At 57.1% G+C, this 22,275-nt stretch carries 23 protein-coding genes; 16 read left to right on the top strand and 7 right to left on the bottom strand.

Annotated elements, in window-relative coordinates; genetic code table 11:
* Positions 1 to 42 precede the first annotated feature (42 nt).
* From lldP to yniD, 5 genes are all read left to right on the top strand, one after another.
* Positions 43 to 1,698, top strand: coding sequence for an L-lactate permease (gene lldP, locus OK409_RS10250; RefSeq protein ID WP_264367030.1), 1,656 nt, complete (start codon positions 43 to 45; stop codon positions 1,696 to 1,698).
* Complete coding sequence (gene lldR, locus OK409_RS10245; RefSeq protein ID WP_010255231.1) at positions 1,695 to 2,468, top strand: transcriptional regulator LldR; 774 nt, start codon at positions 1,695 to 1,697, stop codon at positions 2,466 to 2,468. Before lldP ends, lldR begins: the two co-directional genes overlap by 4 nt.
* Entirely contained in the window at positions 2,468 to 3,655 is a 1,188-nt protein-coding gene (gene lldD, locus OK409_RS10240) for an FMN-dependent L-lactate dehydrogenase LldD (protein WP_022625165.1), read from the top strand. The genes lldR and lldD overlap by 1 nt, the downstream gene beginning before the upstream one ends.
* 58 nt (positions 3,656 to 3,713) lie before the next feature.
* On the top strand, positions 3,714 to 4,142 hold the full coding sequence (locus OK409_RS10235; protein WP_022625164.1) for an OsmC family protein: 429 nt from the start codon (positions 3,714 to 3,716) through the stop codon (positions 4,140 to 4,142).
* 121 nt (positions 4,143 to 4,263) lie between these two features.
* Positions 4,264 to 4,371 carry a small membrane protein YniD gene (gene yniD, locus OK409_RS22530; RefSeq protein WP_022625163.1) on the top strand — a complete coding sequence of 36 codons (108 nt, stop codon included), beginning with the start codon at positions 4,264 to 4,266 and terminating at the stop codon, positions 4,369 to 4,371.
* A gap of 115 nt (positions 4,372 to 4,486) precedes the next feature.
* Here the strand turns inward: yniD and OK409_RS10225 are convergent, their stop codons facing one another.
* The 3 genes from OK409_RS10225 to OK409_RS10215 form a co-directional block, all read right to left on the bottom strand.
* Positions 4,487 to 4,717, bottom strand: a complete 231-nt coding sequence (locus OK409_RS10225) for a hypothetical protein (RefSeq protein WP_029519422.1) — start codon at positions 4,715 to 4,717, stop codon at positions 4,487 to 4,489.
* A gap of 99 nt (positions 4,718 to 4,816) precedes the next feature.
* Entirely contained in the window at positions 4,817 to 4,987 is a 171-nt protein-coding gene (locus OK409_RS10220; RefSeq protein WP_003850083.1) for a hypothetical protein, read from the bottom strand.
* Positions 4,988 to 5,159: 172 nt separating this feature from the next.
* Positions 5,160 to 5,810, bottom strand: a complete 651-nt coding sequence (locus tag OK409_RS10215; RefSeq protein ID WP_010255238.1) for a CPBP family intramembrane glutamic endopeptidase — start codon at positions 5,808 to 5,810, stop codon at positions 5,160 to 5,162.
* Positions 5,811 to 6,023: 213 nt separating this feature from the next.
* On the opposite strand from OK409_RS10215, the gene OK409_RS10210 reads away from it, so the two are divergent.
* The 3 genes from OK409_RS10210 to OK409_RS10200 all read left to right on the top strand — a co-directional run bounded on the left by OK409_RS10210 (position 6,024) and on the right by OK409_RS10200 (position 9,672).
* Positions 6,024 to 8,627, top strand: a complete 2,604-nt coding sequence (locus tag OK409_RS10210) for an EAL domain-containing protein (RefSeq protein WP_264367029.1) — start codon at positions 6,024 to 6,026, stop codon at positions 8,625 to 8,627.
* 272 nt (positions 8,628 to 8,899) lie between these two features.
* Positions 8,900 to 9,196, top strand: coding sequence for an I78 family peptidase inhibitor (locus OK409_RS10205; RefSeq protein WP_062758274.1), 297 nt, complete (start codon positions 8,900 to 8,902; stop codon positions 9,194 to 9,196).
* Positions 9,197 to 9,351: 155 nt separating this feature from the next.
* Positions 9,352 to 9,672 (top strand): hypothetical protein, encoded by a 321-nt coding sequence (locus OK409_RS10200; protein WP_033756735.1) that lies wholly within the window; start codon positions 9,352 to 9,354, stop codon positions 9,670 to 9,672.
* Between the two features lie 9 nt (positions 9,673 to 9,681).
* Here the strand turns inward: OK409_RS10200 and OK409_RS10195 are convergent, their stop codons facing one another.
* On the bottom strand, positions 9,682 to 9,933 hold the full coding sequence (locus tag OK409_RS10195) for a biofilm development regulator YmgB/AriR family protein (RefSeq protein WP_010255246.1): 252 nt from the start codon (positions 9,931 to 9,933) through the stop codon (positions 9,682 to 9,684).
* A gap of 434 nt (positions 9,934 to 10,367) precedes the next feature.
* On the opposite strand from OK409_RS10195, the gene OK409_RS10190 reads away from it, so the two are divergent.
* Positions 10,368 to 11,642, top strand: coding sequence for a multidrug efflux MFS transporter (locus OK409_RS10190; protein ID WP_319633920.1), 1,275 nt, complete (start codon positions 10,368 to 10,370; stop codon positions 11,640 to 11,642).
* Here OK409_RS10190 and OK409_RS10185 read toward each other — a convergent pair.
* On the bottom strand, positions 11,524 to 14,661 hold the full coding sequence (locus tag OK409_RS10185; RefSeq protein ID WP_264367028.1) for a beta-galactosidase: 3,138 nt from the start codon (positions 14,659 to 14,661) through the stop codon (positions 11,524 to 11,526). The genes OK409_RS10190 and OK409_RS10185 overlap by 119 nt on opposite strands.
* 601 nt (positions 14,662 to 15,262) lie before the next feature.
* On the opposite strand from OK409_RS10185, the gene iraP reads away from it, so the two are divergent.
* The 3 genes from iraP (at position 15,263) to OK409_RS10170 (ending at position 17,664) form a co-directional block, all read left to right on the top strand.
* Positions 15,263 to 15,514 (top strand): anti-adapter protein IraP, encoded by a 252-nt coding sequence (iraP, locus tag OK409_RS10180; RefSeq protein WP_010255252.1) that lies wholly within the window; start codon positions 15,263 to 15,265, stop codon positions 15,512 to 15,514.
* A 115-nt stretch (positions 15,515 to 15,629) separates the two neighbouring features.
* Entirely contained in the window at positions 15,630 to 15,932 is a 303-nt protein-coding gene (locus tag OK409_RS10175) for a PsiF family protein (protein WP_264367027.1), read from the top strand.
* 205 nt (positions 15,933 to 16,137) lie between these two features.
* Positions 16,138 to 17,664 (top strand): FAD-dependent oxidoreductase, encoded by a 1,527-nt coding sequence (locus OK409_RS10170; protein ID WP_264367026.1) that lies wholly within the window; start codon positions 16,138 to 16,140, stop codon positions 17,662 to 17,664.
* Positions 17,665 to 17,725: 61 nt separating this feature from the next.
* Here OK409_RS10170 and proC read toward each other — a convergent pair whose 3' ends face one another.
* Positions 17,726 to 18,538: a pyrroline-5-carboxylate reductase gene (gene proC, locus OK409_RS10165; protein ID WP_010255263.1), complete on the bottom strand. Its 813-nt coding sequence runs from the start codon at positions 18,536 to 18,538 to the stop codon at positions 17,726 to 17,728.
* Positions 18,539 to 18,706: 168 nt separating this feature from the next.
* Between proC and OK409_RS10160 the strand changes: the two genes are divergently transcribed.
* On the top strand, positions 18,707 to 19,156 hold the full coding sequence (locus tag OK409_RS10160) for a YaiI/YqxD family protein (protein ID WP_010255266.1): 450 nt from the start codon (positions 18,707 to 18,709) through the stop codon (positions 19,154 to 19,156).
* A gap of 2 nt (positions 19,157 to 19,158) precedes the next feature.
* Here the strand turns inward: OK409_RS10160 and OK409_RS10155 are convergent, their stop codons facing one another.
* Positions 19,159 to 19,875 carry a DUF2076 domain-containing protein gene (locus OK409_RS10155; RefSeq protein ID WP_264367025.1) on the bottom strand — a complete coding sequence of 239 codons (717 nt, stop codon included), beginning with the start codon at positions 19,873 to 19,875 and terminating at the stop codon, positions 19,159 to 19,161.
* Between the two features lie 315 nt (positions 19,876 to 20,190).
* Here OK409_RS10155 and aroL point away from each other — a divergent pair, with 315 nt between their 5' ends.
* The 3 genes from aroL (at position 20,191) to OK409_RS10140 (ending at position 22,120) form a co-directional block, all read left to right on the top strand.
* The gene (gene aroL, locus OK409_RS10150) at positions 20,191 to 20,715 is read left to right on the top strand and encodes a shikimate kinase AroL (protein WP_033779680.1); all 525 of its coding nucleotides are present in this window, start codon (positions 20,191 to 20,193) and stop codon (positions 20,713 to 20,715) included.
* A 111-nt stretch (positions 20,716 to 20,826) separates the two neighbouring features.
* A complete protein-coding gene (locus OK409_RS10145; RefSeq protein ID WP_010255272.1) occupies positions 20,827 to 21,018 on the top strand; it encodes a YaiA family protein in 192 nt (63 codons plus the stop codon).
* A gap of 349 nt (positions 21,019 to 21,367) precedes the next feature.
* Positions 21,368 to 22,120, top strand: a complete 753-nt coding sequence (locus tag OK409_RS10140) for an IclR family transcriptional regulator (protein ID WP_010255274.1) — start codon at positions 21,368 to 21,370, stop codon at positions 22,118 to 22,120.
* The last annotated feature ends 155 nt before the right edge of the window (positions 22,121 to 22,275 follow it).

The following is a 22,275-nucleotide window of genomic DNA, read 5'->3' as shown; positions in this document are numbered from 1 at the left end:
GCGGCTGCGTGCCACGTCACCTTTTCCTCTGGAGATACTGGCATGCAGATCTGGCAACAAAACTACGATCCGCTGGGTAATATCTGGCTTTCAAGCCTGATCGCACTGATCCCGATTCTCTTTTTCTTCTTTGCGCTGATTAAGCTGAAGATGAAAGGCTACCTGGCGGCCACCACCACCGTGGTGCTGGCGCTGCTGGTGGCGCTGTTTCTCTATCAGATGCCGGTTGCACAGGCGCTGGCCGCCGTGGTGTATGGCTTTCTCTATGGCTTGTGGCCGATTGCCTGGATTATTGTCGCCGCGGTGTTCGTCTACAAGATCTCAGTCAAAACCGGCCAGTTCGACATTATCCGCGCCTCTATCCTGTCGATTACTCCCGATCAGCGTCTGCAGATGCTGATTGTCGGCTTCTCGTTCGGGGCGTTTCTGGAGGGGGCTGCGGGCTTTGGTGCGCCGGTGGCGATTACCGCCGCGCTGCTGGTGGGACTCGGCTTTAATCCGCTCTACGCCGCCGGGCTCTGCCTGATTGTGAACACCGCGCCGGTGGCCTTTGGCGCGATGGGCATCCCGATTATTGTGGCGGGGCAGGTGACCGGGCTGGACAGTTTTGCCATCGGCCAGATGGCCGGACGCCAGCTGCCGCTGCTGACCCTGATTGTGCTGTTCTGGATTATGGCGATCATGGATGGCTGGCGCGGGGTGAAAGAGACCTGGCCGGCGGTGGTCGTGGCAGGGGGATCGTTTGCCATTGCCCAGTTCCTCAGCTCCAACTTCCTGGGTCCGGAGCTGCCCGATATTATCTCGTCGCTCGCCTCGCTGATTTCGCTGACGCTGTTCCTGCGGGTCTGGAAGCCGGTGCGCATCTTCCGCTTTGCGGATGCAGAGGCGAAACAGGGCGATCCGTTGCTGCCACCGCAGAAGTATCGGCTGGGGCAGGTGATCCGCGCCTGGATGCCGTTCCTGTTTCTTACCGCCACCGTCACGCTCTGGAGTATCCCGCCGTTTAAAACGCTGTTCGCCAAAGGCGGTGCGCTCTATGAGTGGGTGCTGGCTATGCCGGTGCCGATGCTGAATGAGCTGGTGGCGCGGATGCCGCCCGTGGTCGGCACTGCAACCCCTTATCCGGCCATCTTTAAGCTGGATCTGGTGTCCGCCACCGGCACCGCCATTTTAATTGCGGCGATCATGGCGATGATTTTCCTGCGCATGAAGCCAAAGGCAGCATTGCAGACTTTTGGTGAAACGCTGAAAGAGCTGGCGCTGCCGATCTACTCTATCGGGATGGTACTGGCCTTTGCCTTTATCTCGAATTACTCCGGGCTGTCTGCGACGCTGGCACTGGCGCTGGCGCACACCGGCCACGCTTTTACCTTCTTCTCACCGTTCCTGGGCTGGCTGGGCGTCTTCCTGACCGGATCAGACACCTCATCGAATGCGCTGTTTGCTGCTTTACAGGCCACGACCGCGCAGCAGATTGGCGTCTCCGATATTCTGCTGGTGGCGGCCAACACCACCGGTGGCGTGACCGGTAAGATGATCTCGCCGCAGTCGATCGCCATCGCCTGTGCGGCGGTCGGGCTGGTGGGTAAAGAGTCCGACCTGTTCCGGTTTACCGTTAAACACAGCCTGATTTTCACCTGTATGGTCGGTGTGATAACCACGCTTCAGGCCTACGTCTTCCCCTGGATGATCCCATGAGCAGCAATGCCGATCCGCTGGTGACGCGCCTGCGGGCCTATATCACCGAACATCAGCTCGAGCCGGGCATGCGCCTGCCCGCCGAGCGGCAGCTCTCTGCGGAGCTTGGCGTCTCGCGCTCCTCGCTGCGTGAAGCCATACAACAGTTGATCAGCAACGGCATGCTGATTAGCCGACGCGGCGGCGGCACCTGGATCCGTCAGCAGCTGGCGCCCTGGTCGGAACAGCGCATCGTCGAGCCGATTCGCCAGCTACTGCGCGACGATCCCGACTACCGCTACGACATTCTGGAAGCGCGCCATGCCATCGAGGCCAGCACCGCCTGGCACGCCGCACTGCGCGCCACTGACGCCGACAAAGAGAAGCTGCAGTACGCTTTCGACGCCACCCTGAAGCTGAAAGAGAGTGACGATCCCGATCTCGCCGCCCAGGCTGATGTACGCTTCCATCTGGCGATTGCCGAGGCGTCGCACAACGTAGTGCTGCTGCAGACCATGCGTGGTTTTTTTGAGCTGCTGCAATCGTCGGTAATGCAGAGCCGTCAGCGCATGTATACCCAGCCCGCGATTTTTGCCCGCCTGACTGAACAGCATCAGGCGCTGCTCGATGCGATCCTCACGGGCGATGCCGACGCTGCGCGCCAGGCGGCGATGCAGCATCTGGGATTCGTGCACACCACCATGAAAAGCCTGCATGAAGATGAAGCGCGTCAGGCGCGCATCACCCGCTTACCGGATAACGACACACGCAACCCAAAGGAATCTGACTGATGATTATCTCCGCTGCCAGTGACTATCGCGCGGCCGCGCAACGTATCCTGCCGCCGTTCCTGTTTCACTATCTTGATGGCGGTGCCTATGCCGAGCACACCCTGCGTCGCAACGTAGAGGATCTCTCGGATGTGGCGCTGCGCCAGCGCATTCTTAAAAATATGTCGGAACTGAGTCTTGAAACCAAACTGTTCAATGAAACCCTGTCGATGCCGGTTGCGCTGGCACCGGTCGGCCTGTGCGGCATGTATGCCCGCCGGGGTGAAGTACAGGCGGCGCGCGCGGCAGACCTGAAAGGCATTCCATTTACCCTGTCGACCGTCTCGGTCTGCCCGATTGAAGAGGTGGCCCCGCAGATTAAGCGTCCCATGTGGTTCCAGCTCTATGTGCTGCGTGACCGCGGCTTTATGCGCAATGCGCTGGAGCGCGCCAAAGCCGCCGGTTGCTCCACGCTGGTGTTTACCGTGGATATGCCCACGCCGGGCGCGCGCTATCGCGATGCGCACTCCGGGATGAGCGGCAATCACGCGGCGCTGCGTCGTTACTGGCAGGCGGTCACCCATCCACAGTGGGCGCTGGATGTGGGTCTGCAGGGGCGCCCTCACGATCTGGGGAATATCTCCACGTATCTGGGCAAGCCTACCGGGCTGGAAGATTACATCGGCTGGCTGGCGAATAATTTCGATCCCTCTATCTCGTGGCGCGATCTGGAGTGGATCCGCGAATTCTGGGATGGGCCGATGGTCATCAAGGGCATTCTCGATCCGGAAGATGCGCGTGATGCGGTGCGCTTTGGCGCCGATGGCATCGTGGTCTCTAATCACGGCGGACGCCAGCTGGATGGCGTGCTCTCCTCGGCGCGTGCGCTACCGGCCATTGCCGATGCGGTAAAAGGTGACATCGCCATTCTGGCGGACAGTGGCATTCGCAACGGGCTGGATGTGGTGCGGATGATTGCGCTGGGCGCAGACAGCGTGCTGCTGGGACGGGCATTTATCTATGCGCTGGCAACCCACGGTCAGCGCGGCGTAGAAAACCTGCTGACGCTGATTGAAAAAGAGATGCGCGTTGCCATGACCCTCACCGGCGCGAAGTCGATCGGTGAAATTACCCGCGATTCGCTGGTACAGGCGGAAGCGTTACTGGCACCGCAGAGCACACCGCCACGTCCCCGCGCGGTGAGTTGAGCCTGCGAAAATGAATGTATTGTCTATACTTAGCTTCTTTACCAACAGGAGGAACGACATGACCATTCATAAGAAAGGTTCGGCGCATTGGGAAGGCGATATCAAAGGCAAAGGCACCGTCAGCACCGAGAGCGGCGTGCTGAGCCAGCAGCCTTATGGCTTTAACACCCGTTTTGAAGGCGGCAAAGGCACCAACCCGGAAGAACTGATTGGTGCAGCGCATGCAGCCTGTTTCTCTATGGCGCTGTCGCTGATGCTGGGCAACGCAGGTCATCCACCGGAAAGCATTGATACCACGGCCGACGTGTCGCTGGACAAAAAAGGCGATGGCTTTGCCATCACCAAAGTGGCACTGACCAGCACCATCTCTCTGCCAGGCATTGATGAGTCGACCTTCGACGAGATCATCAATAAAGCCAAAGCGGGCTGCCCGGTTTCTCAGGTACTGAATGCGGAAATTACGCTGGATTACACCCTGAACAACTGATGCCGGTAACGGGTCGCCTTTTGGCGGCCCGGGCGTTATGCTATGCCTCACCGGTCCTGTTGTTGACCGGAACAGATGCGCCTTCTGGCGCATCTTCGCTTTCTGACCAGAGGAAACTGAGGTGACGAGATACCGGGCAGCCAAAAAGTACTGGAAGATGGTGCTGGTTCTGTTGTGCATCTGTGGCGCGCTGCTGCTGATTCGCTGGGCTGCCATGATCTGGGCCTGAACAGATGAAGGGGATTGGCCGCCACACGCTGGGCATATTATTAATGGTGATTATTGTGCTGGAAGCGGTTCACTATCTGCTTACTGCCTCATGGCTGCCGTGGCGATAAACGCGCTCAGACAAAGGCATCCTCGCGCCTTTTAGCCCGCACATCGCTGCGCGCAATGCGATAAGCCTTGCGCGGATCGCCCACCACAAACTCAAAGGTTGGCGTGTAGTAAAATGGCAGCCAGCCGCCATAGCTGCTCTCCCACTCCCAACGGACGGGGCAGGGCCACAGAATGCCATCATACAAAAGATAGTAAACCCAGCGTCCACCAGGACGACGGGGGCGTGATGTTTTCATGGGATTCACAACGATAATGGTTAACAACAGCTTATATTTTGTACGCTAAAGCGTCAGCTTGCAACGTTACAGCCCTGCTTTATTGAACCTGGCCCTGAATTAGCGATGTACTTCACCGCACAGCAGTACCACATTCGGTCTGACTTTATGAATGCGGTTCGCCATCGTTTCACAGTCGACCTTCGTCGGATAGATGCGCTCTGATACCGGCAGCGCCTCGCAGGCATCGTAGCCGCATGCGCTCACTAATAACACAAATCCTATCAACATAGATCCTCTCCTTTACACGGTCTGGTGGTCCGGACTGTGGTGCTTTTTATCCCTTTTTAACATCCAGTATAGACAAACGTGCCGGGGCGGCATTGTCAGTGTGAGCTATGGTCCGCCAGCCAGGGTGTGATGCGGCGGCCTGTAAGGTGTGCCAGAAGGGGCGGGCCTGGCGCTAGCCTGCGAAATACCAGGCGGGCAGCAGCGCAATCAGGTTATTCAGCGTGTGCAGGAAGATGGGCAGCGCCAGACTGTTACTCCGCAGCCGGGCGTAACAGAGCAGTAGCGAAAACAGCGTCAGGGCGATAAGGGTCTGCCAGTGCACATACTGCGTATGCATCACCGCAAACAGCAGTGAGGTCAGCAGCATACAGGCAAAGCGGCTCCGTGGCGCCCACAGCAGAAAGCCCTGCAACAGAAAACCGCGGAACAGCACCTCTTCAAACACCGGCGCCAGCAGCACGGCGGTGAGCAGCAGGATCAGCAGCGAATTACGTCCCTGCTGGGCCTGCATCACCAGCCATCCTTCCGGCTGCATGAACTGCATCTGTGCGGCCATCAGAACAAATAGCGCGCCAGTAAACAGCAGAGTTTGCAGCGTGCAGAGTTCACCCAGCGGCAGGTCTGTACGGCGCTGGCAGTAAAAGCGGTAAAGCGGATAGATAACAGCAAATTCAAACAGGCAGAGCACCGGCACCAGCAGGCCGTCATTACGCAGCACGCTGTAATTAGGGAACAGCGTGATCAGCATGGTAACCAGGTAATAGACCACAAAGCTGCCGACGTAGAACAGCGTCAGTGTCACTCTGTCGGAATTGGTATTCATAGGCGACTCTGCCAGCGAAGGTTAGCGCATAGTAGCAATGCACCAGATCGCTGTCGAGTCAGCCTGTAACACAATATTTAAGCGCAAAATGTTAACCGCAGACTAAACACCCGCGCGCGTGAGCCGATAACTGAGGAAACTAATCTGGTCAGCACTGCATGTTGTATTGCAGGCCCGTCATCTCAAACTCTGACTGTGTAGTGAGCACTCTTAATGACTTCTAACCCTCCGGCGCCACCCTCGCCTCCATTCAGTCATGCCGCTGAAGACCGCACTGTCCGCTTTACGCGGCGCAGCCTGCGCACGCTTTCGCTGCTGCTGTTTGGCGTGCTGGTGCTCTCGATGCTGATGGTGCTGACGATTGCGCAGCGGCAAAACAGCGTATCGGTTGAGCATGACCAGTTGCTGATGCAGCAGGCGTGGAAAAATCGTCAGGAGGCGATGGTCACGGATATCCGGGATTATGCGTTCTGGGGCGAAGCCTGGCGCAATCTCCATGTCAGGGTCAACAAAGTCTGGGCTTATGACGAAGAGAACTTTGGTCCGGGCCTCTACGAAGAGTATCACTATGAGGGCGTATTCGTGGTCGACGGCAACGGTCACACCACGTACAGCGTCATTAATGGGCAACTGGTGGATACGCCGCTGGAAGCCTGGCTGGGAAAAGAGGCTCCAGCGCTGATTGCGGCGGCACGTCAGCGCAACGACGCGGCGATTACCCGTGATGCGCTGATTAATCATCTGCCCGCCATTGTGGTTGCCGCCCCCATCGGCAGCGGCAAACTGACGAATATGCCGCCGATGGCGGGGCCGGCGTCAGTCATGGTGTTTGTGAATCTGTTCACCCCTGCCAAATTACAGGCGCTGGGCGCCACGCTGGATGTGCGCGAACTGCGCCTGCCCGTCAGTGCAGGGGATGCCCTGCGTGAACCGCGGATGGTGCAACCGTTACCCGGTGGCGATCTGATTGTGCTGCGCTGGACGCCAAAGATGCCTGGCATGGGCCTGGTCTGGTTTCTGTTACCACTACTGATGCTCATGGCGATCATCATAGGCATAATCACCCATCGCGTCAGCCGCCATGCGCTCTCTAATGCGATTCTCTCTGACCGGCGCTTTACCCTGCTGGCGATCAGTCAGCAGGAGCTGGCCAACAGTGAAGCGCGGTTTCGCGATCTCGCTGAGGCGGCGTCAGACTGGATCTGGGAAACGGATGAAGAGGGCCGCCTGATCTACCTCTCAGCGCGCTTTCAAACCGTGACCGGCCACGATATTACACACTGGCTGGGCCGTCACATCGATCACCTGCTGACGCATCCCAGCCATTCGCTGGTCGCCTGGCTGCAGCGTCAGGAGGAGGAGGGGCAACGGATGCCACTGCGCTGTCAGTTTATGTCGGCGCACGGCAACCGCCGTATCGGCCAGCTGGTCGCGAAAACAATCTGGCATGAGGCGCGACGTATCGGGTTTCGCGGCACGGTATCGGACATCACTCAGAGCATGGAAGCCGAGGCGCGCATTCATTTTTTGTCGCGTCATGACGTCTTAACCGGCCTGTCGAACCGCGTGCAGCTGCAGGAGTTTCTGACGCTACACCTAGAGCTGCCCGATGGCGCTGCGCCGCTGACGCTGATTACCCTCGATCTCGATCAGTTCAGGCCGATTAATGAAACCTGGGGCCATGCGGCGGGCGATGAGGTGCTGAGCCAGATAGCGCAGCGTCTGAAGCGCTGTATCGGCCCGCAGGAGCTGGTGGCGCGGCTGAGTGGCGATGAGTTTGTGCTGGTATTGCGTGAAACGAACCGTGAGCGGGTCGATCAGCGTTGCGCACAGCTGGTGCACGAGGTTCAGCAGCCCATCAGCACCGGCCAGCATGTTCACTATCTCACCGTCAGCATGGGGATTGCCTGTGTACCGCAGGATGCCAGCCATCCGGAAGCGCTGCTGCAAATGGCGGATATCGCCCTGAATGAAGCACGTGAAGCGGGACGCAATCAGTGGGTCTGGTATGCCAATGAGATGGCCAGTCAGCGTGAGGATAAGCGTGAAATGGCGCGGCGGATTGAGAAAGCGCTGAAGAACAATGAATTTCGCCTGCACTACCAGCCCCGCTATCAACTGCTGACGGGTCAGCTGGCGGGTGCCGAGGCGCTGATTCGCTGGCAGATTGCGCCTGATGAGTGGATTACCCCCGATCACTTTATTCCGCTGGCGGAAGAGAGCGGTCTCATCGCCACCATCAGCGACTGGGTGCTGATGCGGGCGTGTGAGGATGCGCTGGGATGGGGGGGCGATCGCTATGTTTCGGTTAATATTTCGCCCATGGAGTTCCGCACCAGCGATTTAGTGCAGCGGGTTGCGGATGTGCTGGCGAAAAGTGGCCTGCCAGCTACCCGGCTGGAGCTGGAGATCACGGAGAACGTGACCTTTGAACATCCGCAGCATGCGCTGGAGGTGATGCAGGGTTTACGGTCACTCGGGGTAAGGTTAACCGTTGATGATTTCGGCACCGGCTATGCGGCCCTGGGCTACCTGAAGACCTTCCCGTTTAATGGGCTGAAGATCGATCGCTCCTGGATGAAAGATTTTCCGGAGTCGCAGCAGGCACAATCAGTGGTCGCGGGGATTATTGCGCTGGCACGCGCCTTTGCCCTGACAATTACGGCTGAGGGGATTGAGACAGAAGCGCAACTGAACCAGCTAAAACAGCTCTCGTGCGAAGAGGGGCAAGGCTACTTCCTCGGTCGACCGATGCCGCTGGCTGCATTCAGTACGCTTGTGGAAAGAACCGCGCAGAACCAGGCTGAACCCGTTTAACGGACTTTAACCGCCACGGCGGTCATCAGCATTGCGCAGACGACAAAAATAATCAGTTCCATCATGACCTCCACAGGGCTAAGACTATTCTTAATATTGTAGTGGTCCGCTGTGCTTTTTTTAGGCAATGAGTGCGATTAATCTTAAAAGATGACCTGTGCTGCGACCCGTTTAATGCTGCTGTAACAACTTTACTTTTTAGGGGTTCAGGTCAGCAGGTGCGCTTTGCTACTCTTGGGGCAGGGTTTTACACGTCCAACAGGAGAATAAACGTGAAATTTTATGGAAAAGGGCTGCTGGTAATGGGGCTGTTTGCATTAACCGCCTGTCAATCTGCCTCTAAGCCCGATACCGCCAGTGTGGCACAGGATCCCGAAGCTGACCGCTGTGGTGCCTCTCAGTTTCAGAATTATGTCGGTAAACCGTTAACCGCGCTGCAGGGTCAGCACTTCGAACAGAAGGTCCGCGCCATTCCCTATAATTCTGCCGTCACCATGGACTTCAACCTTAACCGGCTGAACTTCCTGGCTGACAAAAATGGCAATATCAGCTCAGTTTATTGTGGTTAATGGCAAAGATGTCATAGGTTTGTCATAACGGCAGGCGAGGATAGCAGCGCGTTTAAGAAACTTCCTCGTCACACAATAGATAGTGCTCGTCTTGTTTATTCCCGCCCCGGCGGGAATTTTTTTAGCGGCTTCGGGCCGTAACAGGAGCAGAGAAGATGAAACGCATAATCGGGGCACTTCTGCCCGCATTGTTACTCAGCTGCACACTGGCGCAGGCTTCCAGTGAAGAGGCCTGGCAAAAGAGCCGTCAGGTGATGGTGCAGGCCTGCATTAACGCCAGTCATCTGAGCAAAGTAAAGGTGCTGGGCGAGGCGATCGAGTATGACGACAACACGGGCTACAGCGCACTGTTGCTGGAGGGACGCTATCCCCAGCCGCAGATGAAAAATAAGCGTGGACGGGAGCTGTGCCTGTTTCAGCGCAGCAGCGGACGAGCCAGTATCAGCGAAGCGGATAAATTGCGTTGGGTGAAGTAGGTGGTTGGTTTACGCCTCCGGCTGCGTGTCGATTAACTGCGCCAGCAGGGTGCGATAACGCTGCAACTGCGTCTCGTCGCCTTCCACTTCCAGTTTATCGATAACCCGCGCAATAAGGGCTTTATTGGTCGCGGGTTCTCCCGCTTCCATTATTTCACGCAGAATCACCGCCAGCAGATCGGACTCAGGCGGTATTCGCCAGTCCGGGCTGTTAAAATAGTCGCTGATAGCACGGCTGGCGCTGTCAGGTTGTACTCTCATTACCCACCTCCGCTAAAACAAGACTCCCTCCCTTACGCCTGAGCATAAGGGCGTTTAACCATGAAATAAGCTGGTTCGCCTCAGCGTAGCCGGACGGTCTGCACCGTTTTTTGCGGAGGATGTCGCGCCGATTAAAAAGATTGCCACACCGCCGCGGCTGGCGGTTTTTTAAACATAGAAGCGGGGGGAAGAGTTGTCAGTAACAGAATGACATATTTTTCTATATTGACGGGGCGGGTCAGGGAAAATTGCGTCCGGCCAGACCATCGCCCGCGTGCTTCGCGCTAAAAACCCGGCGGGCTGGAAAATTTGCGCCGGTGATTGCGCTGAATCAAAGAGGAATCCGGTCTTTTGCCATTTGTGCCATGTTTTGTCGGTCACGCTGAGAATAGCCGCGTTAGACTGAGCATTCCCTCTCTTTAAAATATCTGCTCATGCCACGCACTATAGAACCCTGGAAGATAAACCTGATCTCGGTCTGGTTTGGCTGTTTTTTTACCGGCCTGGCCATCAGCCAGATCATCCCGTTTCTGCCGCTCTACCTTGAGCAGCTTGGCATAACCGGTGGCGAATCACTGAGCCTCTGGTCGGGTCTAACCTTCAGTATCACCTTTGTGGTTTCGGCGGCCGTAGCCCCGCTGTGGGGCAGTCTTGCCGATCGTAAAGGCCGTAAGCTGATGCTGCTGCGCGCCGCTTTTGGCATGGGCGTGGTAATTCTGCTACAGGCTTTTGTCACCGAAGCCTGGCAGTTGCTGCTGCTGCGTGCCCTGATGGGGCTGACCTCCGGATATATTCCCAACGCCATGGCGCTGGTGGCCGCTCAGGTGCCGCGTGAACGCAGCGGCTGGGCGCTGAGCTGTGTCTCAACCGGTCAGATTGGCGGGGTGATTCTGGGGCCGATGCTGGGCGGGCTGCTGGCAGACTGGGTCGGTTTGCGTACGGTGTTTATTGTCACCGCAGCGCTGCTGATGGTCAGCTTTCTGGTGACGCTGTTCCTGATCAAGGAGACCGGTTACACCCCGGTGAGTAAAAAGGAGAAGCTCAGCGGACGCGAGGTTTTCAGCTCGCTGGATAATCCAAAACTGATGCTCTGCCTCTTTTTCACCACCATGGTGATTCAGATGTGCAACGGATCGGTGAACCCGATCCTGACGCTCTTTGTGCGGGAACTGGCACCCACCGCTGAGAATATCGCTTTTCTTAGCGGGGTCATTGCCGCGCTGCCTGGCGTCTCTGCACTGCTGGCCGCGCCTCGTCTGGGACGACTGGGCGATCGCATCGGCACGCAGCGTATCCTGCTGGCAACGATGGTCATCTCGCTGCTGCTGTTTATCGCCATGTCGTTTGTCACCAGCACGACACAGCTGGGGGTATTACGTTTTCTGCTGGGCTTTGCCGATGGCGCGATGATGCCCGCGGTGCAGACGCTGCTGGTGCGTCACTCGCGTGACAACATCACCGGCCGGATCTTCGGCTATAACCAGTCCTTTATGTATCTCGGCAATGTCGCGGGTCCGCTGCTGGGCGCCGCGGTGTCGGCGGTGGCCGGTTTCCGCTGGGTCTTTTTTGCCACCGCCGTGGTCGTGCTGATTAACGTGCTGTTTCTGAAGCGCTTTTACCGGCGTCCGAAGACAGCGCTGCCCGCGTCGGCTGGCAAATCGTCAGTTCAGCCTGCCAGCGCTGCTGAGTCAGTAAAAACTCAGGACTGACGCTGGGGCTCCAGGAGTCATCGCCGCCGACACCCATGTGGCAGGCATCCAGATGCAGCCAGCAGCCCGCTTCCGGACGCAGATGGTGGCGGTGTGATGCCTCTCGCAACTGCTCCAGGCTGAAACGGCTCAGTGAGAAAGCGAAATCGCCGCTGACCTGCCAGCTGCCGCTGTCGAGCTGACGGGTGCCGCAGCGCAGACCGTTCTCACCCGGGAAAACATAAGGCGTTGAGAGCTGATCCAGCGGCAGCTCCCAGCGGGAAAACTGCGCGGCCAGCTGGCGATCGGGATAGTTTTCATGCGGACCCAGGCCGAGCCAGCTCACCTGTTGTGGTATCTGCGTCAGCTCACAGCGTAATCCGATGCGGGCGGGCGGGGGCAATCCGCGCGACTGCTCAACGGAAAGCTGCAACTGCAATTCACCCTGCGCATTGATCAGATAACGTTTACGGCTGATAAAGGCGATCTGGCCATGGGCGAGCCAGCTGTGCAGCGTCTCAATCTGCACCGCCTGTGGCAACGTATTCGCCGTCATCGACACCAGCTGGCTGCTCATCTGGTCATAACCCGCTGCTTTCCAGCGCTCGACCCAGGCATTGGGATCAACCCGTTCCGCTTCGCTGGTGCCGATGTCATTGTCGAGCGGCGCGCGAATAAAGCAGTCCTGAAGCGGTGAAAGCAGCGTTGGCTGTTCATCCACAAACCACTGCGTCAGTTCGCCGCTGTGGCGTGAAAAATGCCAGCGTTGCTGCTGATGGGTGATGACAATCTCACGGGTATCATCGTGCAGGCCCGGTGCGTCGCCACTTTCCGGTTTTGATGGCAGCGCCAGCGACGAGGGCAGCGCCCATTGGTGCCAGGCGACACGCCAGCCAGCGGCGCTCCATTGGGTCGGTTGAATCTGATGAACCGCGACGTTCAGCCAGCATTCGCCCTGTAATGCTGGCGGTGACGGCAGCGTGATCCGCTGCTGGCCCTGTGGAGCGATATCCAGCGGCACTTCTCCTTCCGTCACCACACGACCCGCCTGTTCGATGCGCCAGCGCAGCACTTCGTTGTCACTGTGGCGGAACAGATAGTCGCTGCTGACCGTAAAGCTCAGCGGATCGCCGGGATCGACGGCAAACTGCCAGAACTGCTGGGCGCACTGCGCCTCATAAAGCGCCGGATGCGGCGTGCGATCGGCAAATACCAGCCCGTTCATACAGAACTGACGATCGTTGGGTTTATCGCCAAAATCGCCGCCGTAGGCCTGCCAGGGTTCGCCCTGATCGTCATAGCGGGTCAGGCTCTGATCAACCCAGTCCCAGACGAAGCCGCCCTGCAGACGCGGAAACTGGCGGAAGGCCTGCCAGTACTTAGCAAAACCGCCAAAGCTGTTGCCCATGGCATGCGCGTACTCACACAGGATCAGCGGACGCGTCTCACCCGGCAGACCGATCCACTTTTTCAGCGACCATTTCGGCACCGCCGGGAAGGGCTGATCTTCATCAACCCTGGCATACATCGGGCAGATGATATCGGTAGCAGCGGTATCCGCACCGCCGCCTTCATACTGAACCGGACGGGTTGGATCGCTGCTTTTTACCCAGCGGTAGAGCGCATCGTGTGTGGCACCATGTCCTGACTCGTTGCCCAGCGACCAGATAATAATGCTGCAGTGATTACGATCGCGCTGCACCATGCGCGTCACACGTTCGCTATAGGCGGCGAACCAGCGGGGATCATCGGAGAGCCGGTTCATCGGCTGCATGCCGTGGGTTTCGATATTGGCCTCATCCACCACATAAAGCCCATACTGATCGCATAACCGGTACCAGAGCGGATGATTAGGGTAATGCGAACAGCGCACCGCATTAAAATTGTGCTGCTTCATCAGCTCAATGTCGCGGCGCATCGTCGCCTCATCCACCACCTGACCGCGCTCCGGATGATGTTCATGACGATTGGTGCCACGGATCAGCAGCGGTTTGCCGTTCAGGCAGAGCAGGCCGTTGTCGATGGTGACCTGACGGAAGCCGACATCATAGGCTTCCACCTCGATCAGCTGCTGATTCTCATCCAGCAGCGCCAGCGTGGCGCGATAGAGATGGGGTGTTTCGGCACTCCACAGCGCAGGCTGTTCCACCGGCAGGCTGAGCAGGGCGCGTTCGGGATAGTGACCCCGCTCGTCAATAATGGCGCTGCCCAGCGGCTGCTGACACTGAGCAATCTGCTGGTCACCCTGCCACAGCGTCAGGCGCAGCTGATAGCGCGAGCTGACGTCATCTGGCAGAGCAACACGGATCCGGGCACGCAATTCGGCACGGTAAAACTCCGGGCTGAGCCGGGTTTCCAGCTGAACATCGGCCAGATGCACCTGCGGTTTATGCATTAACGTGACATCGCGGAAAATGCCGCTCATCCGCCACATATCCTGATCTTCCAGATAACTGCCGTCGCTCCAGCGCAGCACCATTACTGCCAGCCGGTTTTTGCCCGGCCGCAGATAAGGCGTCAGGTCGAATTCAGCGGGCAGACGACTGTCCTGAGAGTAGCCAATCCAGTGTCCGTTGCACCACAGGTGAAAGGCCGAGTTTACGCCGTCAAAAATGATGCGTGTCTGCCCATTGTCCAGCCAGGCTGCGTCAGCGCTGAATGTGAGCGAGTAACATCCGGTTGGATTCTCTGTGGGGACCAGTGGAGGATTGACCGGAATCGGATACTGCACGTTGGTATAAATGGGCGCATCGAAGCCGTGCATCTGCCAGTTGGCCGGAACCGGAAGGGTCGTGGTGTCCGGCAGATCCTGCAGTAACCAGCTGGCCGGGACCGCTTCAGGTTGCGTAAAATAACGGAAACCCCACTCTCCGTTGAGGCTCTTCAGTGACGCCGAGGGGCTGTCATCCCGCGCGGCTGCTTCATCTCGCCAGCTGGCGAATGGCGGGTGCGCATCCAGCCGATGCAGCGAGGTCACGACCGGATTTTCCCAGTCGCGCCGGGAGAGGATGTCACTAAAAGCAGCCTGAGAGAGAGTCATGTTTATATCCTGTAAATGTAATGCGCTCACAATGCGCAAAATTAAGCCGCCTGTAAAGTGTTCACCCTCCCGATTTGCACAAATAATTTGTGCTGTAATCCAGCCGGGATGTTGAGATTGTGCCGCCTTAATGGTGGTAAATCGTTAAGTCTGGTCAGCAAAGATGAATAGTCGCCGGATGCGGAAGAATCTCACTTGTCGCCATGCAGGTGGCTCCATACACTCAGCCCGATTTCATCACCCTGAGGTAGATATGGTACGAATCTTTAAGCTGGCTGCCGTTGTGGCATTGGTTACTGCATTAAGCGGATGTATTTTCCCGCCCCCAGGCGGCGGTGGCGGTGGCTGGGGCGGACACGGCGGCGGACCAGGCCGCGGATTTGTCGATCCTCGCTAAGCAAAAGACCGATTTCGGGCGGGCGAAACGTTTAACCATAGCGTTGATTGCAGGGAAAACGTTTCGCTCGCAAGGTTAGCCGGAATCGTCTGAGCAGACGGTGAGGAATGCGGGCTAACTCACTGAAAAAAGTAGCGGTTACCCTCTGTTTTTTTAGCCAGCGTGGTGATAATTTCAGCTTTTCTCCACCGCTGAGATAACAGCATGAAAAATCTGATTGCTGAATTGCTGGTAAAGCTGGCTGAAAAAGAGGCGACAGCCAAAGAGCAGATGGCGCAAATCGAAGCGCTGGAGATTGTTGTTACCGCACTGGTTCGCAAGCTGGAGCCGCAACAACATCTGGCTATAACCACCAGTATTGAAACCGCAATAGACAATGTGGCCGATGCCGGAGATGAAAATGCGCAACTGCTGCGCAATTACATCGAAAAGTTACTCCGCCATCCTCGTCAGTAACAATCCCAGTGCCAGACTGGAATGGGATCTTCACATCACTTTGACCTGAAACATTTTCCGCTTTGCTTATTCGCTGCCAGAATAACAAAGGACAATCCACTGTGGAGATAACAAGATGAAAGTCGGTTTAATGGCGATGATGATGGCGGGCCTGCTGGTCAGTGGACTGGCCGGTGCGGCGGAAAAGACCCCGCAGCAGGAGAAGATGACGATGTGTAACCAGCATGCTAAATCACAGGATCTTAAAGGGGATGCGCGCAAAACCTTTATGAGTGAATGCCTGAAAAAGGACAGCAAGCTGTCGCAGATGTCACCGCAGCAGATGAAAATGAAAAGCTGTAACGGCGAAGCTGGTGATAAAAACCTGGCAGGCGATGCGCGTAAAACCTTTATGAGCCAGTGCCTGAAAAAAAGCTGATTATCCCCCCGGCCACGCAGGTGGCCGCTTCTCCTTCCCGCGCAATGCTGATTAAATTCCCTTCTATAACAGCATGTTAACCTTCTGATAAACATTCATCGCCAGGCTTCCCGGTTCTTTTGCCACACTTACTGTTTGTGGGGATTTGCGCAGCACTCTGTTTTGCCGCGCAGCACAAGACAAGAACCGTTAAAGGAGCCATGCCGTGAACTATCAATTTACCGTCGACCTGAACGATCTGCCCCAGCGCCAGCCGGTTAAAAAAACGCTCGGCGAGGTGGAAGTGTTGCTGATCCGCGAAGGTGACAATGTACGTGCTTATCAGGCGAAATGCCCGCACGCAGGCGCGCCGCTGGAGCAGGGCGCGATTTGCGGCGATCGGCTGGTCTGTCCGTGGCACAAAGCCGCGTTTAATCTGGCCAGTGGAAAAATGTGTGAACCGCTGGCGTTAGCCGATCTCAAACAGTATCCGCTACGCATTGAAGAGGGCCGGGTGCTGGTGAATCCGAAAGCGATGTCCGCCGCGGCGCCGATTGGCAGTGGGACAGAAGCACCTGTCTATGTGGTGCTCGGTGGTGGGGCGGCGGGCGGCGCGGCGCTGTGGCGTCTGCGCCATGAAGGCTTCAAAGGCCGCGTGATTCTGGTTGAGCGGGAAGCGGATGCGCCTTACGACCGCACCGCGCTGACCAAATTTGTGCCGTCGGGCAAAATGGATATCAGCGAGGTGCCGCAGCTGCTGAAAGCGGATGTGATGGACCACGTTGAACGGCTTCAGGCTACCGTGAGCCGCCTGGATGCCCAGCAGCAACGGCTGATCTTCGAAGATGGCGAGACGCTCGCCTTCGACAAACTGCTGATCGCCAGCGGTGCGACGCCAGTCCGCCCCGATTTACCAGGCAGCGATCTCGAAGGAGTTTATCTGCTGCGCAGCAAAGCGCAGACCGATGAGCTGCTCCAGTCGGTGGATGCCAGCCATAAAATCGTGATTATCGGCAACAGTTTTATCGGCACCGAACTGGCGTCGGCGCTGCGTAATCGTGACATTGACGTGACGATAATCGCCCGACAGGCGTTGCCCTTTGCTAAACAGTTTGGCGATCAGATTGGCCGCTATTTCTATCAGCTGCATGAGCAGAACGGCGTGAAGTGGGTGCAGGGCGAGATCGAAGCCTTACAGGGCGACCAGCGGGTGAGTGGCGTGCAGCTCAAGGGCGGACGGTTGCTGGACGCGACGGTGGTGCTGTTTGCCACCGGGGTCGAACCGGCTACCGACTTTATCCACGATCTCCCGCTGGCAGAGGATGGCAGCCTGCAGGCGGATGAGCAGTTGCGGGTCGCTGACAATATCTGGGTGGCGGGAGATATCGCCACGTATCCGTCGGCACAGGGGCCGCTGCGCATTGAGCACTATCGCGTCGCGCATCAGCAGGGACAAACCGCCGCATGGAATATGCTGGACCAGACCGTCGCGTTTGATCGTGTGCCGTTCTTCTGGACTACGCAGTATGGCACTCGTTATGAGTATCTGGGCCATGCCAAAGAATGGGATTCATTCCAGCTGATTGGCTCGCTGGAGGATAAAAAGTTTATGGCATTTTATGGCCAGCAGGGGAGGCTGGCGGCAATCTGCTCATGCGGCATGTATACGCTGACCGCTGAGCTGGTGGAGCGGATGCAGCAGCCGATGACGTTTGCCGACGCGGTGGCGCTCTGTCAGGCGCACATCAGTTAAGCCGGTAGCAAGGCGGGCCAGCCAGCGTGGCGGGCCGCCTTGCGAAACAACACTCACTCTGTTAGCTGCGGCTCAGTTTCTCTGACTTCGCCATGCACTGCAGCATCGCTTCCATCACCGCCGAGCGCATGCCTTTCTCTTCCAGTACTTTCACCGCTTCGATGGTGGTGCCGCCCGGAGAGCAGACCATATCTTTGAGTTCAGCCGGATGTTTCCCAGTAGTCAGCACCATCTGCGCTGCCCCTTTCACCGCCTGTGCAGCAAACTGATAGGCCTGAGCGCGTGGCATGCCGCCCAGTACGGCCGCATCGGCCATCGCTTCGATAAACATAAACACGTAGGCCGGCGCAGAACCGCTGACGCCGACCACGGAGTGAATCAGATATTCATCCACCACGGCCGCTTTGCCGAAGCTCTCAAAAATCGCTATCACCTCGTCGATTTCCGCCTGCTCAACCAGCACGTTGGGCGTGACCGAGGTCATGCCTTCGCTGACCAGCGAGGGTGTATTCGGCATCGCACGGACAATTTTACGATCGTAACCCAGCACCGATGAGAGCGAATCGAGCGTCACCCCAGCCGCAATCGACACCACCAGCGCCTCTTTTTTCAGGCTGCCTGTCAGCTCTTTTAAGACTTTCAGAATGACATTGGGTTTAACCGCGCCGAACAGGATGTCCACTTCACGCGCCAGCGCTTCAGCGCTCTCCGCTGCGTTAATGCCATACTGTTCTGCCATCGCCTGGTTGGTCTCTGCTTTGCGATCGTAAACGAAGATATCAGACGGGGCGATTTTGCCGCTGTTGACCAGTCCGCCGATAATGGCTTTCGCCATATTTCCCCCGCCGATAAACCCGATTTTCTTTGCCAGCATCGCCATCTCCTTAGGACATTATTCGTTTTTCTCAGTGAGCTAGCTTACTTCAGCCAGCCTGAATAACAAGTCAGCCGGGCGCAGGCTGGAAAGCACGCCGCAAATAAAATTTGCCATTTAGGGGGAACCCGGCAAGATCTTACTCTTCTCTGACTGTAAGGAATCATGATGTTTATCTGGGTCGATGCCGATGCCTGTCCGAATGTAATCAAAGAGGTGCTCTACCGCGCAGCCGACCGCACCGCAACTACCATCACTTTTGTGGCGAACCAGTTTCTGCGTGTGCCTCCCTCACCGTATCTGCGCACCCTGCAGGTGCCTGCCGGATTTGATGTGGCGGACAATGAGATCGTCAGACGTTGTCAGCCAGGCGATCTGGTGATCACCGCCGATATCCCGCTGGCAGCAGAGGTGATTGAGAAGGGTGCGGCGGCGCTGAATCCGCGCGGCGAGCGTTACTCACCGGCGACGATACGTGAACGCCTGACGATGCGGGATTTTATGGATACCCTGCGGTCAAGCGGCGTGCAGACCGGCGGCCCCGCGGCGATGAGTCCGCGTGACCGCCAGCAGTTTGCAAATGAGCTGGATAGCTGGCTCACCCAGCAGAAACGCTGAAGTTAAACGAAGCTGTCGTCGTCGTAATCGTTGCCGCCAAAATCATTGAGATCGCTGTTGTCGGCATAATTACTGTCCCAGCCGGTATTCTGGTCGAGGAAGGCGTTGTCGTTACCGCCGTTAAAGGTATCGGCATTGTCATCGCCACCGTTGAAGGTGTTGAGATTGTCATTCACATCGGGCAGGGGTGGCTCATTGATGATATTCACAATCTCTTCCGGCTGTGAATGGTGGAACATGCTGGTCAGCATATCGGCCATCACCACACCGCCCGCCACACCTACAGCTGTCTGCAGTGCGCCGCCGAGGAAACCGGTGCCGCGTGGTGCAGGCGCTTGTGCAGGCGCATATTGCGGCTGAGCCGGTTGCTGTGGCGCACTGTTCCACGGTGACGATTGCTGTTGCTGCTGCACAGGCGGCTGCTGACGCGAACCGCTGCCAAACAGCCCGGACAGAAAGCCGCCGCTGCTCTGTGCAGGTTGCTGCTGCTGTTGCTGGGCCAGCTGGCTTTCCAGCGCCGATACTTTCTCATTGAGTTTTTTCAGCGCCGCTTCCTGAATCAGGATCGCCTGTGCCATGTAGTAAGGCGCGCCCGGCTGCGTCTGCAGATGCTGGTTAATCAGTTGTTCGGCAGCGGCATCGCGTGCCACGGTCTGGCTTTCAGCCTGTTTCAGACGGCTGAACAGCCCTTCGATCAGTTGTTGTTCTTCGCGTTGCATGATGACTCTCCTGTGGCGATTGTTACCAGTATATGTGGGCGCCAGCGTGAAAAGTAAAATCGGGGCAGTAAGCAAATATTGCCGACGCATTTTAGCCGCTCTTTTGCGGAGTTTTTATCGCTCTGTTACGGCCCTGATGCACAAAACGTGCATGCATTTCCCCTTGAAAACACAAAGATTGTCGCTGTTCAGGGGACGAAAATGCGTAAATCGTGCCTGACAGGTAGAGGCCATAATAATTTCCAGTTATTATGCGTCGCATTAATAAGCTCACCATGCAGCCGCATCGCGCGGTCAGGCGGAGGAACGGCCCTGATGTCACTACCCATCTTTTTGATTGGCGCTCGCGGTTGCGGCAAAACCACGGTCGGCGAGGCGCTGTCGCAGGCGCTGGGCTACGCCTTTACGGATACCGACCACCATCTGCAACTCAGCACGCAGCGCAGTGTGACGGAGATTGTGGCAGAGGAAGGCTGGGAAGGTTTCCGCGCCCGTGAAACGGAATCGCTCAAAGCGGTGACGGCACCCAGAACCGTCATTGCCACCGGCGGCGGCATGATTCTGGCTGAAGAGAACTGCCGTTTTATGCAGGAGCAGGGCCAGGTGATCTGGCTTAGCGCGTCACCCGAGGTGCTGGCAGAGCGGCTGGAAAGCGAACCTGAAGCGGCCCAGCGTCCGACCTTAACCGGCCGTCCGATTGCTGATGAGATGAGTGATGTGCTGCGTGAACGTGCGCATCTCTATCAGGCTGCGGCCCATCATCAGGTGAATGCGATGCAATCGCCTGAGTGCGTGGTAGAGGAAATTCTGCTGTCACTCTCCCTGGCGCGCGCCAGCTAACCCTCAGATTTTTCCCGCTTTGATCCCGCTTCAGACGGCATTGTCTATACTTATCCTATGACAGGCAGCGGCCTGTCCTGTGGAATGTTATTCAGACAAGAGGGACACAGTATGCCGACCAGACCACCGTATCCACGTGAAGCGAAAGTTGTGCCAGTTGAAAAGGGCACTGAAGGTAATAAAGTAACCTCTTACGAATTGCGTGCTGATCATCCCAAACCGAATTCATTAATCAGTGAGCACGAAACGGAAGAAGAAGCGCGTGACGCCAAAGCGCGCTACGAAGACGTTGAAAAAGAGTAAAGCTTTACTGCTGGCAGGGACGCCAGCCTGTTACACCGGATAACTGCTTATTACTGACCCGCCTGGCGCTGTGCCTGAACCACGCCTCTTTTTACTCCCACCTGCAGTCGATCGGGTTATTTAAGAAGCGAAATTGACGCAGATTTACTGTCGAATGCTCTCTGCGTATGCTTCTGTTCTGCACTCTCCTTGTCTCACCAGATAAAGCCCCGCTAATCATTTTTATCCCCTTATTTTCTCTGCTGCCGATCTCTGTGTGAATCAAATTGTCGCTTGACCGATTCAGCGCCACGTTTTATTTTCATCAAACCAACAGAGGAACTTAGTTCCATATAGTGGAACACGTAACATGACCACACTTGAAAATGCTGCCGCCGTACTTCGATTGTTTCAGCACAAAGGTGTGACGCAGGGGCATGTTGGTCTCTCATTCAGTGAGGTGGTTGAGGCGTTAAACCTGCCAAAAAGCACCGTTTCGCGTCTGCTGGCCACCATGGAAAGTCAGGGGCTGCTGGAGCGGAATGCGGATACGCGCGGTTATCACATTGGTCGCGTATTGCTGGCTGCCGCCGGACATTATCTTTCGGCACCGCTGGTTGACAGCGTTTCAGCGGCGATGGTCAGGCTGGCTGCGAAGACCGGCTGCATGGGTTACGTGTCGAAGCTCGACGGGCGGGAAGTATTAGTGATGCGTATGTTTCATGGGCGTCACTTTACGCAGATGGTCACGCCACCGGGCAGTCGGATGCCGGCTGCCGCGACCTCAACCGGCCGGGCGCTGTTAGCGCAGTTAAGTGATGAAGAGGTGCTGGCGCGCTTCCATGATCAATGGCAGGTCGCATCAGCGAACTCGCCGCAAAGTCCTGAGGCACTCTGTGCCAGACTGGCTGAGATCCGCCAGCAGGGCTGGTCACTGGCCCGAAATGAGTCGCTGCCAGGCATCAGCTCGCTGTCAGTTATTGTTCATAACAAACATCATGGCGAAACGGTGGCACTCTGCCTGTCGTTTCCGTCTATGGAGTCTGAACCGGGTTTCCCGTCAGAGCTCCTTGAAGCATTACGCGCAACGGCCACAGAGATGACCGAAAAATATGGCGCGTAACTTCACACCGTTTTTATCGGCGTAGTACTTTCGCCACACCAGGGAAAACAAAGGCCTTCGGGCCTTTTTCTTTCAATCTGATCGCCACGCTTTACGCAGCACTCCGGTTGCCTGTGTCCGTCTCTCATTGCCTCCTGTATCGGTTCAGCATGCGG

The sequence above is a fragment of the Pantoea sp. RG18 genome, assembly GCF_025910075.1.
GTDB classification, from domain to species: Bacteria; Pseudomonadota; Gammaproteobacteria; order Enterobacterales; family Enterobacteriaceae; genus Pantoea; species Pantoea agglomerans.
The sequence above is the reverse complement of the archived record's forward strand: the minus strand, read 5'-3'. Positions and strand labels throughout refer to the sequence as shown.

Coding starts and splice junctions, on each gene's coding strand:
- OK409_RS10185 (WP_264367028.1), bottom strand. CDS start 14,661: ATGACTCTCTCTCAGGCTGCTTTTAGTGACATCCTCTCCCGGCGCGAC.
- OK409_RS10195 (WP_010255246.1), bottom strand. CDS start 9,933: ATGAGAGTACAACCTGACAGCGCCAGCCGTGCTATCAGCGACTATTTT.
- OK409_RS10190 (WP_319633920.1), top strand. CDS start 10,368: ATGCCACGCACTATAGAACCCTGGAAGATAAACCTGATCTCGGTCTGG.
- iraP (WP_010255252.1), top strand. CDS start 15,263: ATGAAAAATCTGATTGCTGAATTGCTGGTAAAGCTGGCTGAAAAAGAG.
- aroL (WP_033779680.1), top strand. CDS start 20,191: ATGTCACTACCCATCTTTTTGATTGGCGCTCGCGGTTGCGGCAAAACC.
- OK409_RS10220 (WP_003850083.1), bottom strand. CDS start 4,987: ATGTTGATAGGATTTGTGTTATTAGTGAGCGCATGCGGCTACGATGCC.
- OK409_RS10200 (WP_033756735.1), top strand. CDS start 9,352: ATGAAACGCATAATCGGGGCACTTCTGCCCGCATTGTTACTCAGCTGC.
- OK409_RS10145 (WP_010255272.1), top strand. CDS start 20,827: ATGCCGACCAGACCACCGTATCCACGTGAAGCGAAAGTTGTGCCAGTT.
- OK409_RS10175 (WP_264367027.1), top strand. CDS start 15,630: ATGAAAGTCGGTTTAATGGCGATGATGATGGCGGGCCTGCTGGTCAGT.
- proC (WP_010255263.1), bottom strand. CDS start 18,538: ATGCTGGCAAAGAAAATCGGGTTTATCGGCGGGGGAAATATGGCGAAA.
- lldR (WP_010255231.1), top strand. CDS start 1,695: ATGAGCAGCAATGCCGATCCGCTGGTGACGCGCCTGCGGGCCTATATC.
- lldP (WP_264367030.1), top strand. CDS start 43: ATGCAGATCTGGCAACAAAACTACGATCCGCTGGGTAATATCTGGCTT.
- lldD (WP_022625165.1), top strand. CDS start 2,468: ATGATTATCTCCGCTGCCAGTGACTATCGCGCGGCCGCGCAACGTATC.
- OK409_RS10210 (WP_264367029.1), top strand. CDS start 6,024: ATGACTTCTAACCCTCCGGCGCCACCCTCGCCTCCATTCAGTCATGCC.
- OK409_RS10140 (WP_010255274.1), top strand. CDS start 21,368: ATGACCACACTTGAAAATGCTGCCGCCGTACTTCGATTGTTTCAGCAC.
- OK409_RS10160 (WP_010255266.1), top strand. CDS start 18,707: ATGTTTATCTGGGTCGATGCCGATGCCTGTCCGAATGTAATCAAAGAG.
- OK409_RS10225 (WP_029519422.1), bottom strand. CDS start 4,717: ATGAAAACATCACGCCCCCGTCGTCCTGGTGGACGCTGGGTTTACTAT.
- OK409_RS10235 (WP_022625164.1), top strand. CDS start 3,714: ATGACCATTCATAAGAAAGGTTCGGCGCATTGGGAAGGCGATATCAAA.
- OK409_RS10155 (WP_264367025.1), bottom strand. CDS start 19,875: ATGCAACGCGAAGAACAACAACTGATCGAAGGGCTGTTCAGCCGTCTG.
- OK409_RS10215 (WP_010255238.1), bottom strand. CDS start 5,810: ATGAATACCAATTCCGACAGAGTGACACTGACGCTGTTCTACGTCGGC.